Here is a 14,712-nt window from a genome sequence, read left to right as displayed (position 1 = left end):
ATTGTTTCGGCTCACAGGGTGGAGGCCTCAGGTGGCGGAGCTTTCTCACACGGTGAACGCGGTGCCCGAGCGGTCGCCCGAGGTCTGGGAGAAGGTGCCGCCGCGCAACAGGAACTTCACCGGACGCGAGGAGCTCCTCACCCGGCTCCGCCGGGGCATCAGCACCGTGACCGCCGTCGTCCCCCAGCCCCAGGCGCTCCAGGGCCTGGGCGGCGTCGGCAAGACCCACCTGGCCATCGAGTACGCCTGGCGCTACCGGTCCCACTACGACCTGGTCTGGTGGATCCCCGCCGACCAGCGCGTGCTGGTGCCGTCGGCGCTGGCCATGATGGCGCCCCACCTCGGCCTGCCGAGCGCCGCGGCCACCGGCGTCGAGGAGGCGGCCGAGGCGGTGCGCAGGGCGCTGCAGAGCGGCGAGCCGTACCGCCGCTGGCTGCTGATCTTCGACAACGCCGAGGACCCCGCCAGGATCGAGGAGTTCATCCCGCTCGGGCCCGGACACGTGCTGATCACTTCGCGCAACCCCGACTGGGAGGACCGTTTCGAGACGCTCCAGGTCGACGTGTTCGAGCGCGAGGAGAGCGTGGAGTTCCTCCGCAGGCGTCTGCGCAGGGAGATCTCGGACCAGGACGCCTCCCGGCTCGCGGAGAAGCTCGGCGACCTGCCGCTCGCGCTGGAGCAGGCCGGAGCGCTGCAGTACGAGACCGGCATGTCGGTCGACGAGTACATCGAGCAGCTCGAGGAGCAGGCCGGCCGGCTGCTCGGCGCGAACAAGGCGTCGGGCTACCCCCTGTCGATGACGGCCGCCTGGCAGGTCTCGGTCTCCATGCTGCAGGACCGGCTCCCCGAGGCGGTCAGGATCCTGCGGTGCTGCGCGTTCTTCGGCCCCGAGCCCATCCCCCGTGACATCTTCCGCCGGGGCGGGAGGACCATCGGCCGCGGCGCCGGGGAGAAGGCCGACCCGCTGCTCAGCGCGATCCTGTCCGATCCCATCCTGCTGACCAAGGCCCTGAGCGAGCTGCGGCGCTTCGCCCTCGCCAGGATCGAGCCCGAGACACGCACCATCCAGGTCCACCGCCTCGTGCAGGCGCTCCTGCGCGACGGCCTGTCCGGTGAGGAGCAGCGGACGGCGCGGCGGGAGGTCCACCTGCTGCTGGCCGGCGGCGCACCGGCCGACCCGGACGACAGCACGAGATGGCGCCTGTTCGAGGAGCTGGTGGGCCACGTCGCCCCTTCGGAGCTCGCCGAGAGCACCGAGCCCGTCGTGCGCAGGTTCGCCCTGAACATCGTCCGCTACCTGTACCAGGCGGGCAACTACCAGTCGGCCCTCACCTTCTCTGAGGACTTCATCGGCAGGTGGTCCGAGAACAGCGGGCCCCGGCACCCGGACGTGCTGGTCGCGCGCAAGCACCTGGGCAACGTGCTGCGCGGGCTCGGCAGATACGCCGAGGACTACGAGCTCGGCAGGGAGACCGTGGAGCTCATGCGCGAGGTCCTCGGGCCGCAGCATCCGGAGACCCTGTCGATGACCAACACCTTCGGCGCCGCCCTGCGCGCCCGGGGGGAGTTCATGAGGGCCCGCGAGCTCGACGAGGAGTCCCGGCAGGCCCACGAGCAGGCCCTGGGGCCGACCCACCCGTCCACCCTGCGCGTGATGAACAACCTCGCCCTCGACTACGGCCTCACCAGCGACTACATGCTCGCCCGGAGGCTGCAGCAGGAGACCTACCTCGAGCAGAGCGACGCGACCCAGGGGATCAGCAAGTCCTCCCTCCTGCTGTCGTGGAACGGCCTGGCCCGCGTCGTGCGGCTCTGCGGGGACTACGCGGAGGCGTGCGACCTGGGTGACGAGGCCCATGCCTACGGCGTCCAGGAACTGGGTCCCGACCATCCCGTCACCCTGCTCACCGCCAAGGACCTGTCCATCGCCCGGCGCAGGGCCGGTGACCTCACCGAGGCGCTGGACATGGCACGCGACGCGCACGCGCGGTTCCAGCGGCTCTTCGGCGACGAGCATCCCGACACCATGGCCGCCGCGGTCAACCTCTCCAACGTCCTGCGCACGACCGGCGAACTCGACGAGGCGTTCGCCATCGCCCAGGAGACCGTGCTCCGCTACCCCCGGGTCTACGGCGAGGACCACCCGTACACCCAGGCCTGCCGGAGCAACCTCGCGATCCTGTACCGGCTGCGCGGAGACGCCGAGACCGCCAGGGCGGTCAACGAGGCGGCTCTGGAGAGGCTGACCGCCACGGTCGGCCGGACGCACAACTACTCGCTGGCCTGCGCCGTCAACCTCGCGACGGACCTGGCGATCCTGGGCGAGACCGCCAGGGCGCGGGAGCTCGGCGAGGACACCCTCGAACGGCTCCACGCGCTCTTCGGCGAGGAGCACTACCTCTCGCTGCTGTGCGCCGCCAACCTCTCGCTCGACCTGCGGGCCGCCGGCGCGGAGAAGGAGGCGGAGCGGCTCCGGACCGAGACCCTGGAGCGCTACGAGCACAGCCCGCTGTCGTCGGTCCAGCCCGACATCCTCGCGGCGGTCGCCGGCCTGCGCATCGACACCGACTTCGACCCGCCGCCGATCTGACCGGCCGCCGCGGTCAGGTGTTCCGCCCGGTCCACTCCTCGCGGTGCCGGTCGGCCTCGCGGCGCGCCTGCGCCGCCGCCGCGGGGTCCACCGGTTGGGCGAGGAGCCGCTCCAGCGTCCCCCTCATCACGGCGACGAACTCCTGCCCCCGCTCGGTCAGGCACCCGCTGGCCTGGAGCGTGCCGGTGACGAGGTGGGCGCCCTCCCGCCAGCGCGCGAACTCCACCTGGGCCCGGAAACCCGCCTCCCCGCTCTCGAACCGCCGCTGCCGCTGCCAGAACCCCGCCACGCCCAGGTAGGCGTAGGCGCCCTGCAGCAGCCCGTAGACCGGCCGCGGGTCGGGCCGCCAGGGCGCGTAGTGGCGCTGCCCGTCGTCCGGCAGCGTGAGGTCGACCATGTCGGTCAGGGCGGTCAGCTTGGCGTGCTGGACCTCGTGGGCGAAGGTCTCCGCGAATCCGAGCCCGTGGCGCGGCTCCGAGAGCGCCATGGTCCCGAACGTCTCCCGGGACGTCGCGCTGTTCTGGCCGGAGGCGGGCGCCTGGATCGGGGTGAGGACGCAGGTCGCAGCGGCGACCTCCTCGGCGACGGTGCCGTGGTGGGCCGCCAGGATGCGCCAGGCGTCCCGCAGGCACGACTGCCACCAGCGGCGCCGCTCCGCGCTCAGCCTCGGCTCGACGACGTCGGCCACCGCCCACCGGTACGGGTCCAGGTCGTCGACGACCAGGCTGAAGCCCGGCCTCACCGCCAGCCGGTGCAGCGCCTGCCAGCCCGGTCCGTCCCGGTGGGGGTCGACCCGGACCGTGAACCGGCCGAAGCGGAGTTCGGCTCCGTCGCCGTCCCCGGTGCCACCGCCGGCACCGGTGGCGTCGGGCCGCACGGCGACGTCGGCCACCGCCCCGATCTCGGCGGGCAGGGTGAGCAGGCCCAGGGACGGCAGCATGACGTCCCTGCCCGCGACGGGAAGCCGGAGCTCGCACGCGGTCCGCGATCCGACCGCGGCCGACAGCGCCAGCGCGCCCAGCCTCCCGGGATCCTCCTCACCGGTCCGCCGGCTCAGCGACCGGTAGGTCCGCCATGCCCACGCCCCGGCCGCCGGGTGGCGCAGCACCCGCCCGACCCGGTCCGCCGCGCGGTTCTCCATGTCCGACAGGAGCCCGTAGGCCTCGGCCGCCAGCTCGGCGTGGGGGTGCCCGGCCGCCGCCGCCTCCTCGACGACCCCGCGCAGCAGCAGCAGGTTCTTCAGGCGCTGCGCCGCCGCCAGTTCGCGCACGGCTGCGGCCCCGCCCCCTCCCGCCGCCAGTTCCGCCAGGACCGTCCCGGAGAGCGGCTGGGTGAAGAGTCTCATCTGCTTCCCTTCAGCAGGGCGACGTCCCGGGCGAGTGTGGCGTGGATGTGGGTGATGAGCCGGTAGAGGTCGGGGCAGTAGACCGAGGGTGCGAGGAATCCGGTGCCGGTGTTGTAGCGGTGTGCGTAGAGCCCGCCGCCGCAGACCCGGACGAGGTCGCATTCGAGGCAGGTCCGCGCCAGCGCGAGCTCGCCGATCTGCCGGGCCGCTATGGCCGGGTGGGCGAGCACCTCGTCGAAGGAGTTGCGCAGGACGTGCATGCGGGTCGCGGTGGCGCCGTGGTAGCTGGACTTGAGGATGTCCGACTGCTCGATGCTGCCGTCCGTCTCGACGACGGCCATCCGCACCGGGGACAGCCCGACCGTCTCCGTCCGCGAGGGCCGCCCGGTCAGCAGGCGCATGATCTCGGTGAACAGCCGGATCTCCGTCTCCTCTGCGGGGGAGCCGTACCAGCGGTCGAAGATCGGGATCAGCCAGTCGGCGTACGGCGTGGCGTCCGACTCCGGATCGCGGAAGGGCGGCGGCGCCGACCAGTTGCCGTGCGGGAGCAGGAAGTCGACGGCGGGCGGGTCGAAGGCGAGCAGCGCCTCGTAGGTGGCCACGGGGTCGTTCCGGACGTCGATCGTGCAGAGCAGGCCGCTGAAGAGGTGGTGGAAGCGGCCGAAGGCGAGCCCGCGGAGGGAGCGGGAGACCGCCGTGTGGCTCCCCCGCCCCCCGGCGAAGCGCCGGTGGCGGTCGTGGGCCTCCTCGTCGCCGTCCAGGCTCACCCCCACCCGGACCTCCAGGGTGTCGAACAGCCGCAGGAAGGCCTCGTCGAGCCGCACGCCGTTGGTCTGCACCGCCAGGTGGACCCGCGTCCCGACGTCGGCGGCCGCCGCCCTGATCGCGTGCACGGCGTGGGAGATGAACTCCGGCCCGGCCAGGAGCGGCTCCCCGCCGTGCAGGATCACCTCCACCTCGGCGAGGTCGTGGTCCAGCGCGTGCTCGGCGATCCGCAGCGCCGCGCGGTCGGCGATCGCCTCCGACATGCGGCGCGGCTGGGCCTTCCACGACTGGTCCGCCATCTCGTACATGTAGCAGTACGTGCAGGCCAGGTCGCAGCGACTGTGGATCTTCAGGATGAACTGCTGGAAGGCCGACGGCCGCCATCCCGAGGCCAGCAATCCGTCCACGTCGAGCATTGCCGGAAACATGTTTTCGGGTGGCAGATTTTCGGTTTTGGGTTCTTTTGGCAACCGCGGCACACCTCTCTTGCGCCATTTACCATTTCGCCTGACTTCTGGTCGATAGTCAAGATTCCAATCCGCAGGCGCCGGAATCGTTACGGAGCGCGCACCCGCCGCCGACCGTTTTCTCCTGCGTTATGGACGTCGTTCCCCTATCCTGCGCTACGTAATGTGGTCTCAACTCGGAGGCTGATCAGCGGTGCACGAGTGGCCGTCGACCCTCGATGTCGGGGAACTGATGGCCGGAGGCTGGCGGCCGACTCCGTTCCGGCAGTTCGTCCTGAAGATCCACAGCCGCTGCGACCTCGCCTGCACGTACTGCTACATGTACGAGATGGCCGACACCAGCTGGCGCGGCCGCCCGAAGCGGATGGCGCCGGAGACCTTCGCCGCCGCGGCCGCGCGGATCGCCGAGCACGCCCGCGCCCACGACCTCGACCAGGTCGAGGTCGTCCTGCACGGCGGCGAACCCCTGCTCGCCGGGCGGGAGGCCATCCGCGACCTCGTCACCCGGGTCCGCTCCGCGGTCGGCGGCGGCACGGCCGTCCGCGTCACGCTGCAGACCAACGCCACCCTGCTCGACCGCGGTTACCTCGGTCTCTTCGACGAGCTGGGCGTGCGCGTCGGGGTCAGCCTCGACGGCGACGAGGCGATGCACGACCGCAGCCGCCGGCGCGCGAACGGGCAGGGCAGCCACGCCGCGGTCGTGAAGGCCCTCGCCCTGCTCACCTCACCCGCCTACCGGCACCTCTTCGGCGGCCTGCTGTGCACCGTCGACCTCAGGAACGATCCGCTGGGCGCCTACGAGGCCCTGCTCGCGTTCGACCCGCCCGCCGTCGACTTCCTGCTCCCGCACGGCAACTGGTCGGCGCCTCCTCCGGGCCGGGACCCGCGGGCGGACGCCACGCCGTACGCCGACTGGCTGATCCCGGTCTTCGACCGCTGGTACCGCTCGCCCCGGCGGTCCACCCGGGTCCGACTGTTCGGTGAGATCATCCACCTCCTCCTCGGCGGCGCGTCGTCGAGCGAGGCGGTGGGCCTGTCCCCCGCGGCCATGGTGGTGGTGGAGACCGACGGCGGCATCGAGCAGTCCGATTTCCTGAAGTCGGCCTACCAGGGGGCCCCCGAGACCGGGCTGCACGTGGCGCGGGACTCCTTCGACGACGTCCTGCTCCTGCCCGCCGTCGCCGCCCGCCAGATCGGCGAGCTGGCCCTGTCCGCCGCCTGCCGGCGCTGCCCCGTCGGCCGGGTCTGCGGCGGCGGGCTGTACGCCCACCGCTACCGGGAGGGAAGCGGGTTCGCCAACCCCTCGGTCTACTGCCCCGACCTCCTCCGCCTCATCGAGCACGTCAGGCGCACCGTCGAAGCCGACCTGGCGGCACGGACCCGAGCGCACCCTCGTAGCCGACCCGTCGGCACGGACCAAGGAACGCCCATGAAACTGCGTGAGCACCGCATCCCGGCCGAGGTGTTCTCGGAGCTGGCGGCGGGCGGCGGCGGCGCCGGCGCGGTCGCCCGGCTCGCCGCCGCGCAGCGCAGCAAGCACGTGCTCCTCGTACGGGGCGTGCTGGAGACGGCGCGGACGACCGGTCACCCGCAGGCCTCCCTCGCCCGCCGCGCCTACGACCTGCTCGCCGCCGTCCAGCGCGACCATCCCGGCGCCGTCGACGCCGTCCTGCGCCATCCGTCGGTGGGCGCCTGGTCCCGGCACACGATCACGGCGCTCAGGGCCGGGGACGACCGGGCGACGCCGGCGCAGCTCGCGGCCCTCGCGGCCGCCGCGGCGATCCGGTCCGGCACGGTCTGCGAGATCGACGTGCCCGCGGTGGAGGGGGTGGTCACCCTGCCCTCACTGGGACAGGCGGTGCTGTCCCCCACCGTCTCGGAGGCGACGGTCCAGTCCTTCTCCGACGGTGCCGACGTCGTGGGGGGCAGCCTCGCCGTACGGGTCCCGCGCGACCCGCGGTCGGACGCCCCCGGATGGAGGGGGCTGCGCAGCCTGTCGGCGGAGTCGGACGGCGCACCGTTCCGCGTCGTCGTCGACGACCTCGATCCCTACCGCATGCCGGGTACGGCGAACATCGGCGGGCGGCTCACCGAGGCCGAGGCCGGGCGCTGGCAGGCGGGTCTGGAAGAGGCGTGGAGCCTGCTCGTACGCCACCACCGGACCGTCGCCGAGGAGGTGGGCACCGCGATCTCCGTGCTCACCCCCCTGGCGGCCCCGCCCCAGGGGCAGTCGAGCGCCTCGTCCCGGGAGACCTTCGGCTGCGTGGCGCTGTCCACCCCTCCGGACGCCACCACGTTCGCGGTCACCCTCACCCATGAGACGCAGCACGCCAAGCTCTCGGCCCTGCTCGACGTCGTGCCCCTGACCGAGCCCGACGACGGCTCCCGCCACTACGCCCCCTGGCGGCCCGATCCCCGTCCCGTCCCCGGCCTGCTGCAGGGGGCGTACGCCTACGTGGGGGTGACCGGCTTCTGGCGGCGCCAGCGCCGCCTCGTGAGCGGTGAGGCCGCGCTGGAGGCGGAGGCGGAGTTCTTCCGGTGGCGCGAGGCCGCGAGCCTGGTCGCCGGGACCCTCCTCGGCAGCGGGAGGCTGACCCCGCCCGGCGAGGTCTTCGTCTCCGCGATGGCGCGGCGCCTCGACCACTGGTCGCAGGAACCGGTTACGGCCGGGGCCCGCGCGCTCGGCCGCGAGCGCGCGGACCGGCACTGGGCCCTCTGGCTCGAACGCAACGGCTGACCCCGGGCTCCGCGGCCGGTCTGCGCACACCGCCGGCGGTCAGAGGACGGGCGGGTCGAAGTCGAAGTCGAGCCGCTCCCCGGCCCTCGCGACCTGCACGTCGGGGTGGTCCTCGCCCAGCACCCTCCGGTAGCGGTCGAAGGTGTCCGCCGCCAGGGTGTCGGCCTCCTCCCCCGCTCCCGCGGCGCGCAGGTCCACCACCAGGTTCGCCGCCGAGGCCAGCGTCAGCGGGTGGTCCTCGCCCAGGAGGTTGCGCAGCCTGCCCAATGTGTCCACGCCGAACACCCTGGCCTGCTCCCCGTCTCCCAGGGTCGCGAGGTCGCTGACCAGGTTGATGGCGCAGGTCAGCGAGTAGTGGTGGTCGCGGCCGAGCCGGAGGTCGAGGCCGTCGAGGGACTCCTGATCGAGCCGGCGGGCCCCCTCGACGTCGCCGTTGACCCTCAGCAGCAGGGCGCGGTTCATGTCGCAGCCGTACCTGAACGGGTGGCTCTCCCCGAAGATCCGCGGATAGCGGCGGGCGGTGTCCTGCAGCAGCTCCAGCGCCTCGGCGGTCTCCCCCATGGCGCGCAGCGTGTTGGCCATGCAGAGGGCGGCCGCGAGCGTGTCGGGGTGGTCGCGGCCGAAGATGCGCTCCACCCTCTCGAACGTCCGCTGCGCGATCTCGAACGCCTCCTCGATCAGTCCGGCCCGGCGTTTGGCGATGGACAGGTCCTTGGCCGTGCGCAGGGTCCAGGGATGGTCGGCGCCCACTGCCTGGACCCCGAACTCGTAGGCGTCCTCCCCCAGGTCGCAGGCCTCGAAGTACTCACCCCGCAGCCGGACGATCCGGGCCAGGCCGTTCCACGAGCTGAGCTCCTCGACCTCGCTCGACTTCCGGTTGCGCCGCTGCTCGGTGAACGCCTCGTTCTGCAGCTCGAAGGCGCGCCCGTAGTCACCGACCAGCAGGTAGTCGACGGCGAGGTTGTTCAGCGCCCGCAGCGTCCGGGAGCTCTTCGGGCCGAACCTCTCCCGGTGCCGGTGCAGGGACTCCAGGTCGTGCTCGAGCGCGGCGGTGAAGTCGCCCCGCGTCCGGAAGTCGGCGCCGTGGCTGTTGGTGAGCAGCAGGGTCTCCTCGTGCTCCGGCCCGAGGGACGTCCTCATCAGCTGGAGGGTCGCCTGGTTGAGCGCGAAGGCCTCCGCGTAGTCGCCGAGCTCGCGCAGGACGATGCCGAGATGCCGCTGCGCGGAGAGCACCCACGGATCGGACTCCCCCGCGGCCCGCCATTCCTCCAGGAACTCCCGTGCGAGGTCGCGGGCCGACGGGTAGTCGCCGGAGGAGTAGAGGTAGCGCACGGTGTCGAGGGCGAAGCGCCGCACGGCGGGGTCTCCTGCCGTCTTCACCTGCGCGGGGGTCACGTGGCCGAGCAGTTCCGCGTACAGGGGCCAGTTCTCCGTGTCGTCGGGGCGGTCGGGCGCGGCGGCGGCGAGCAGGAGGTGCACCTCCTCCCGGAACCCCTGCCGGTCCTCCTCGTCCACGTCCTCGCGCAGGAGCGCCTGGACCAGGCGGTGGACCTGGATGGTCCGGCTGCCCGAGTCGATGCGCACCAGGGCGTAGCGGCCCAGCTCCCGGATCGCCTTGCTCAACAGGATCGGGTTGGTCAGCAGCCTGCCCAGACGCGACCGGGCCGTCCTCTCCTCGTCGAGCCTGCCGAACACGTCACGGGGGATGGGCTCGGGCCCGAAGAAGGCGCAGCACCGCAGCAGTTCCACCGCCTCGGGCATCTTCGCGTCGAGCTGTGAGACCGACAGCGCCCACGCGGCGGTCATGGAGAGCGGGTAGTCGGACGGTTTGTTGGCGTCGAGCAGCTGGGTCGTCTGCTCCTTCAGCAGCCGGAGGTACTCCTCCACCGACATGCCCGTCTCCGCGTGCAGGGCCCCCGCCTGCTCCAGCGCCAGGGGCAGGTCGCCGAGCTCCTGCGCCAGCCGGCCCGCGTCCTGGGGGTTGATGCCCTTGAGCACCCTCTTGCGCAGGAACTCGATGCTCTCCGTCCGGCTGAAGACGTCGACGGGGATGGTGTCGACGACTCCCTGCCAGGCGTGGTTGCGGGAAGTGATCAGGACGTGTCCCGGGCCGCGCGGGACGATGTCGTTGATGTCCTCCGGCTGCTCGGCGTTGTCGAAGACGAGCAGCCACCTGGCGTACGGCTCGCCGCGGCGCAGCGCGTCCAGCACCGCGGCGGACGCGTCCTCGATGCCCGCCGCGCTGGAGGGCGGCAGGCCGAGATGCGGCGCGAGACCCGCCAGCGAGGAGCGCACCAGCATCGGCTGGTCCGCCGGGATCCACCAGACCAGGTCGTACTCGTGCCGGTAGCGGTAGGCGTACTCGATCGCGACGTGGGTCTTCCCGACGCCTCCGAACCCGTGCAGGGCGTGCGGGACCACCGCCGTCACATCGGAGGTGACACTGTCGTGCAGCTTGTCGAGCAGTTCTCCGCGCCCGGTGAAGTTCTTATTCCGCTGCGGCACTTTGCCCCAGATCAGAGGCTGACGTCCCATTGCTCCGGAGATATCCGAACCCGTTGAAATCGACATACCAAAGCCTCCACTGACCCGGCCCGGGACCAGCTTAGAGATTCAGCCGGCACGGATGCATACACCCGGAAGTCAGCGTCCCATGGCCGACGCCCCGGCGCGAGGCCGTCCATACGGAACCATCGATCCCGCCAGGCCGTAAACGGCATTCACCCGCGTTGGAAACAGTCGTCGAGCGTGGAAGGATACGGATGTCACGGGACGCGCGGACGGGCACGGACGCGCGTCGCCCGGTCATCGGCGCGAGCATGTCGAGGCAAGGAGTCCGCGTGAGCGAAGAAATCACCGCCGCCACCGCCGAGTACGGCGGCGGCCTGATCGACGTGAGCGGACTCGACCTCCACGATCTCGACGAGATGGGCGAATCCAACCTGGACCGCGCATTGCAGCGCCTGGCGGACGATGAGAACATCGGACCGGTGGCGGGATTCCAGTCGGCCATATAGAGAATCTTGACTCCGGCGCCACCTTCGTGGGACATAAAGTGTCACAGGGGGTCCTTTCCCAACACCCAGGGTGGCGCAGTGGACGATGCGGACTGGCAACGGCTGATAAACCAGCTCCGCAGGGGTGACTGCACGCCCTTTCTCGGTGCCGGCGCCTGCCGGACGCTTCCCACCGGCACCGCGCTGAGCCGCGAATACGCCGCCCGTTACGGTTACCCTTTCGCCGACTCGCACAATCTCGCCCGCGTGATGCAGTACGTCGAGGCGGTGGTGCGCGATCCGGTGGATCTCAAGGACGAGGTCTGCCGGCTCCTCCAGTCGCACGGGCGGCCGCCCCCCGGCGACCCCGCCGATCCGCACGCGCTGCTGGCCGGTTTCCCGCTCAAGGTGTTCCTCACCACCAACTACGACAACTTCCTGCACGAGGCGCTGCGGGCCGCCGGCAAGGAGCCGCGCAGCGCCGTCTCCCCCTGGTGGGACGCCAACCCGGCCGACGTGCCCGCGCTGCCCGAGCCCACCGCCGAGCGGCCCCTCGTCTACCATCTGCACGGGACCTGGTCGCGCCCCGCCTCGCTGGTGCTGACCGAGGCCGACTACCTGTCCTATCTCGTGAACATGGTGGACGCCTCCGCGGGCGACGGCCGGCACCCGCTCCCCACGCCCGTCCTGGAGGCGATGACCCACCGGCCGCTGCTGTTCATCGGCTACAGCCTGCAGGACTGGACGTTCCGGGTGCTCTTCCACGGCCTGGCCCGGAGCACCCCGCGCAGCAACAAGCGCCGGCACGTGAGCGTGCAGCTGATGCCCGAGGTCAACGACTCGGCGGGCGACGCGGTGGACAAGGCCAAGCGCTACCTCGTCCACTACCTCAACGGCTGGAACATCTCGATCTTCCTCGGCACCGCGGCGGAGTTCTGCGAGGAGCTCCGCCGGAGAATGGGGTGAGCGCCATGAAGGCCGCGGCACGCGGAGACGGCGGGGCGGCCGGGCCGTACGTGGGCCTGCGTCCCTACCGCGGGACCGAGCACGCGCTGTTCTTCGGCCGCGAGCGGGAGGCCCGCGAGATCGCCACCATCTGGCAGGCGACCGGGCTCACCGTGCTGTACGGCACGTCCGGCGTCGGCAAGACCTCCCTGCTCCACGCGGGGGTGCTGCCCCGGATCGAGGCCGAGCGCGCCGACGTGCTGCCGGTCGCGCGCGTCTCGCCGCGCGGGATCGCCGCGCCGCCCGCGCGGGCCCGGACCGGCCTGCACGTCCTGGCGCTGCTGGCGGCCTGGGCTCCGGACGAGCCGCTGTCGGCGCTCGCCGGGCTGACGGTCGCGGAGTTCCTGGCCCGGCGCCCGGAGCGGCGCGACCGGTACGGCGACCCGGTGCCGGTGCTGGTCGCCGTCGACCAGGCCGAGGAGCTGTTCGGCGGCCCCTCCCACCAGGAGGCCGACCGGACCGAGCTCCTGGCCCAGCTGGCGCAGGCGGTGGAGGAGCACGACGGCCTCCACCTGCTGCTGTCGCTGCGCGAGGAGCACCTGGCCGCCGTGCTGCCCCACGAGCGGCCGCTCGGCCGCGGTTCGCGGGCCCGGTTCCACCTGCGGCCGCTCGCCCGCGCCGCCGCACTCGACGCGGTGACCGGGCCGCTGGAGGCCACCGGCCGCCGCTTCGCCCCCGGCGCCGCGGAGCTGCTCGTCGACGACCTGCGCACCGCCGAGGTCTCCGACGCCGAGGGCCGGACGGCCACCCTGGCGCTGGAGTCGGTCGAACCGGTCCAGCTCCAGGTCGTCTGCTCCGCGCTGTGGGAGTCGCTGCCCCCGGGCCTGACCGAGATCACCGTGGAGCACGTGCGCCTGCACGCCGACGTCGACCGGTTCCTGACCGGCTTCTGCCGGCGCGCGCTCGCCCGGGTCGCGGCCGAGCACGGCATCCCGGCCACGGAGATCCAGTTCTGGCTGCGCAACGCCTTCGTCACCGAGCACGGCACCCGCAACACGGTCTACGAGGGGCTCCACGAGACGGCGGGCATGCCGAACGCCGTGGCCAGGGCACTGGAGGACCACCACCTCCTCAAGGGGGAGCACCGGCTCGGCATCCGCTGGTACGAACTGCAGCACGACCGGTTGATCGCCACCGTGCGCCGCTCGGAGCGGCCCGCCACCTACCTGGCGGACGCCCGGGCCGCGCTGGCCGGACGGCGCTGGGAGACGGCGCAGCGCCTCGCGGAGGAGGCGCTGCGCGCCTCGGAGTTCGGCGAGGCGTGGGTGCGCGCCGAGGCCCAGGAGATCGTGGGGGCGGCCGAGGCGGCGTGCGGGGAGACGGAGAGCGCCCGGCGCCGCTTCGAGGAGGCGGCGGAGACCTTCGCCAGCCTCCAGCAGTTCGACGGGGTGGCCCGGGTGCTGACCGGGATCGGGCGGCTCCGGCTGGCGGAGGGCGACCACTCCGGGGCCGTGGAGCTGTTCAAGGGGGCCCTCGCCTGGGCGCCCAACGACCTGCCCGCCCGGCTGGCCCTGGGGCAGGCGCTGTGGCACGCGGGGCAGCCGCGTGCCGCGCTCGCCTGCCTCAACGGGGCCGTGGCGCTGGCGGCGCGGCCCCCGGCCGACGCGCTGGCCCTGCGCGGGGCGATCCACGCCGACCTCGGCAGGCCGGCCGAGGCCCTGCGCGACCTGGACCGGGTGCGCCGGGACCAGCAGCCGGACACGGTGGCCGCCCGCGCCCTGGCCCTGGCTCTGCAGGGGCGTTTCGACGCCGCCGAGCAGGAGATGCTGGACGCGGTCGCCACCGAGTCCGGCAGCGGCCCGGCGCTGCTGCGGGCGGCGCGCGTGCACGCCCTGCTCGGCCGGCGGTCGAGCTCGGCGGTGCTGGCCGCCCGCGCGCTGGCCGCCCGCGTCCCCGGTCTCCCGCCCCATCTGCGGCGGCAGGCCGAGGAGGTGCTGCGGGAGTCGGCCTGACCCCGGTCTCCCCGAGGCCGGGCCGCGCCGGGACCGTCACGGGACCCGCACGATCCCGGCCCGGCCCGCTGCGATCCGGATGCGGGGGTAGGTGGGAGGGCATGACATCTTCCTCGCCTGATCAGAGCGGCCCCGTCCCCTCGCTGTTCCGCCGGGTGGCGGCGCTGCGCGGCGGCCGCGCGGTCCACACCCGCGGGCGGTTCTTCCACGCCGCCTTCCGCGTCCTCGGCCGCACCGACCCCTACCTCGGCATCCCCGTGCTCGACGAGCCCGGCGAGCGGGAGGTCCTGGTACGGCTCTCCAAGGGGGCCTCCCTGCCCGGCGCCCTGCCCGACGTGCTCGGCCTGGCCGTCCGGCTCCCCTGCGACCAGGCGCCCGGCGGCGACCTCGACCTGCTGCTGGCCACGATGGGCTGGCCCCGGTGGCTGCCCTTCCCGAGCGCGGGGTTCGGCTCCGGGGTCTTCTCCACGCTGATCCCCTACCGGCACGCGGCCGGGCGGATCCGGTTCCTGGCCGTGGCGGCCGACCGGGGCCGCGCCCGCTCCGCCGACCCCGACGAGATCGCGGAGTCGGTCGCGGCGGCCCCGCTGGACTTCGTCCTCGGCGTCGAGGGCTACCGGCGGCCGCTCGCGCGGCTGAGCCTGCACACCGTGCTCCCGGACGGGGAGTTCGCCGCGTTCGACCCGATGCTGAACCGCCATCCGGCACTGAGCCTCCCCAGGCCGTTCCTGCGGGTGCGCGAGGCGGCCTACGCCGGTTCGCGGCGCGGTCGCGCCCGGACCCGGGAACGGGCGGGGGCGGCGGGGGCGGACCCCCGCCCGGACCGTTCCGGCCTTACCATTGCCTGACCTCCTG

Annotated in this window: 9 protein-coding genes; 6 read left to right on the top strand and 3 right to left on the bottom strand. The window is 73.0% G+C overall.

Going from position 1 to position 14,712, the window contains the following annotated elements:
* Positions 1-31 precede the first annotated feature (31 nt).
* Complete coding sequence (fxsT, locus tag IEZ06_RS21890; RefSeq protein WP_229798528.1) at positions 32-2,590, top strand: FxSxx-COOH system tetratricopeptide repeat protein; 2,559 nt, start codon at positions 32-34, stop codon at positions 2,588-2,590.
* A gap of 13 nt (positions 2,591-2,603) precedes the next feature.
* Here fxsT (IEZ06_RS21890) and IEZ06_RS21885 read toward each other — a convergent pair whose 3' ends face one another.
* Entirely contained in the window at positions 2,604-3,935 is a 1,332-nt protein-coding gene (locus tag IEZ06_RS21885) for an HEXXH motif domain-containing protein (protein ID WP_189238570.1), read from the bottom strand.
* Positions 3,932-5,116, bottom strand: a complete 1,185-nt coding sequence (locus IEZ06_RS21880) for an FxsB family cyclophane-forming radical SAM/SPASM peptide maturase (protein ID WP_229798526.1) — start codon at positions 5,114-5,116, stop codon at positions 3,932-3,934. Before IEZ06_RS21880 ends, IEZ06_RS21885 begins: the two co-directional genes overlap by 4 nt.
* Before the next feature lie 244 nt (positions 5,117-5,360).
* Between IEZ06_RS21880 and IEZ06_RS21875 the strand changes: the two genes are divergently transcribed.
* Complete coding sequence (locus tag IEZ06_RS21875) at positions 5,361-7,904, top strand: FxsB family cyclophane-forming radical SAM/SPASM peptide maturase (protein ID WP_189238568.1); 2,544 nt, start codon at positions 5,361-5,363, stop codon at positions 7,902-7,904.
* 39 nt (positions 7,905-7,943) lie between these two features.
* Here IEZ06_RS21875 and fxsT (IEZ06_RS21870) read toward each other — a convergent pair whose 3' ends face one another.
* Positions 7,944-10,439 (bottom strand): FxSxx-COOH system tetratricopeptide repeat protein, encoded by a 2,496-nt coding sequence (fxsT, locus tag IEZ06_RS21870; RefSeq protein ID WP_229798524.1) that lies wholly within the window; start codon positions 10,437-10,439, stop codon positions 7,944-7,946.
* A 305-nt stretch (positions 10,440-10,744) separates the two neighbouring features.
* Between fxsT (IEZ06_RS21870) and fxsA the strand changes: the two genes are divergently transcribed.
* The 4 genes from fxsA (at position 10,745) to IEZ06_RS21850 (ending at position 14,705) form a co-directional block, all read left to right on the top strand.
* The gene (gene fxsA / locus IEZ06_RS21865; protein WP_189238566.1) at positions 10,745-10,921 is read left to right on the top strand and encodes an FxSxx-COOH cyclophane-containing RiPP peptide; all 177 of its coding nucleotides are present in this window, start codon (positions 10,745-10,747) and stop codon (positions 10,919-10,921) included.
* Positions 10,922-10,999: 78 nt separating this feature from the next.
* Positions 11,000-11,866, top strand: a complete 867-nt coding sequence (locus IEZ06_RS21860) for an SIR2 family NAD-dependent protein deacylase (RefSeq protein ID WP_189238565.1) — start codon at positions 11,000-11,002, stop codon at positions 11,864-11,866.
* 5 nt (positions 11,867-11,871) lie between these two features.
* Positions 11,872-13,857, top strand: coding sequence for an nSTAND1 domain-containing NTPase (locus IEZ06_RS21855; protein ID WP_229798550.1), 1,986 nt, complete (start codon positions 11,872-11,874; stop codon positions 13,855-13,857).
* A gap of 101 nt (positions 13,858-13,958) precedes the next feature.
* Positions 13,959-14,705 (top strand): hypothetical protein, encoded by a 747-nt coding sequence (locus IEZ06_RS21850; RefSeq protein WP_189238563.1) that lies wholly within the window; start codon positions 13,959-13,961, stop codon positions 14,703-14,705.
* Positions 14,706-14,712: the final 7 nt, after the last annotated feature.

This window comes from Planomonospora antibiotica (assembly GCF_014647955.1).
Classification (GTDB): Bacteria; Actinomycetota; Actinomycetes; order Streptosporangiales; family Streptosporangiaceae; genus Planomonospora; species Planomonospora parontospora.
The sequence above is the reverse complement of the archived record's forward strand: the minus strand, read 5'-3'. Positions and strand labels throughout refer to the sequence as shown.

What these genes read in the sequence shown, in the direction of transcription:
- IEZ06_RS21885 (WP_189238570.1), bottom strand. Translation starts at nt 3,935, where the DNA reads ATGAGACTCTTCACCCAGCCGCTCTCCGGGACGGTCCTGGCGGAACTG.
- IEZ06_RS21880 (WP_229798526.1), bottom strand. Translation starts at nt 5,116, where the DNA reads ATGCTCGACGTGGACGGATTGCTGGCCTCGGGATGGCGGCCGTCGGCC.
- fxsT (WP_229798524.1), bottom strand. Translation starts at nt 10,439, where the DNA reads ATGGGACGTCAGCCTCTGATCTGGGGCAAAGTGCCGCAGCGGAATAAG.
- IEZ06_RS21855 (WP_229798550.1), top strand. Translation starts at nt 11,872, where the DNA reads ATGAAGGCCGCGGCACGCGGAGACGGCGGGGCGGCCGGGCCGTACGTG.
- IEZ06_RS21850 (WP_189238563.1), top strand. Translation starts at nt 13,959, where the DNA reads ATGACATCTTCCTCGCCTGATCAGAGCGGCCCCGTCCCCTCGCTGTTC.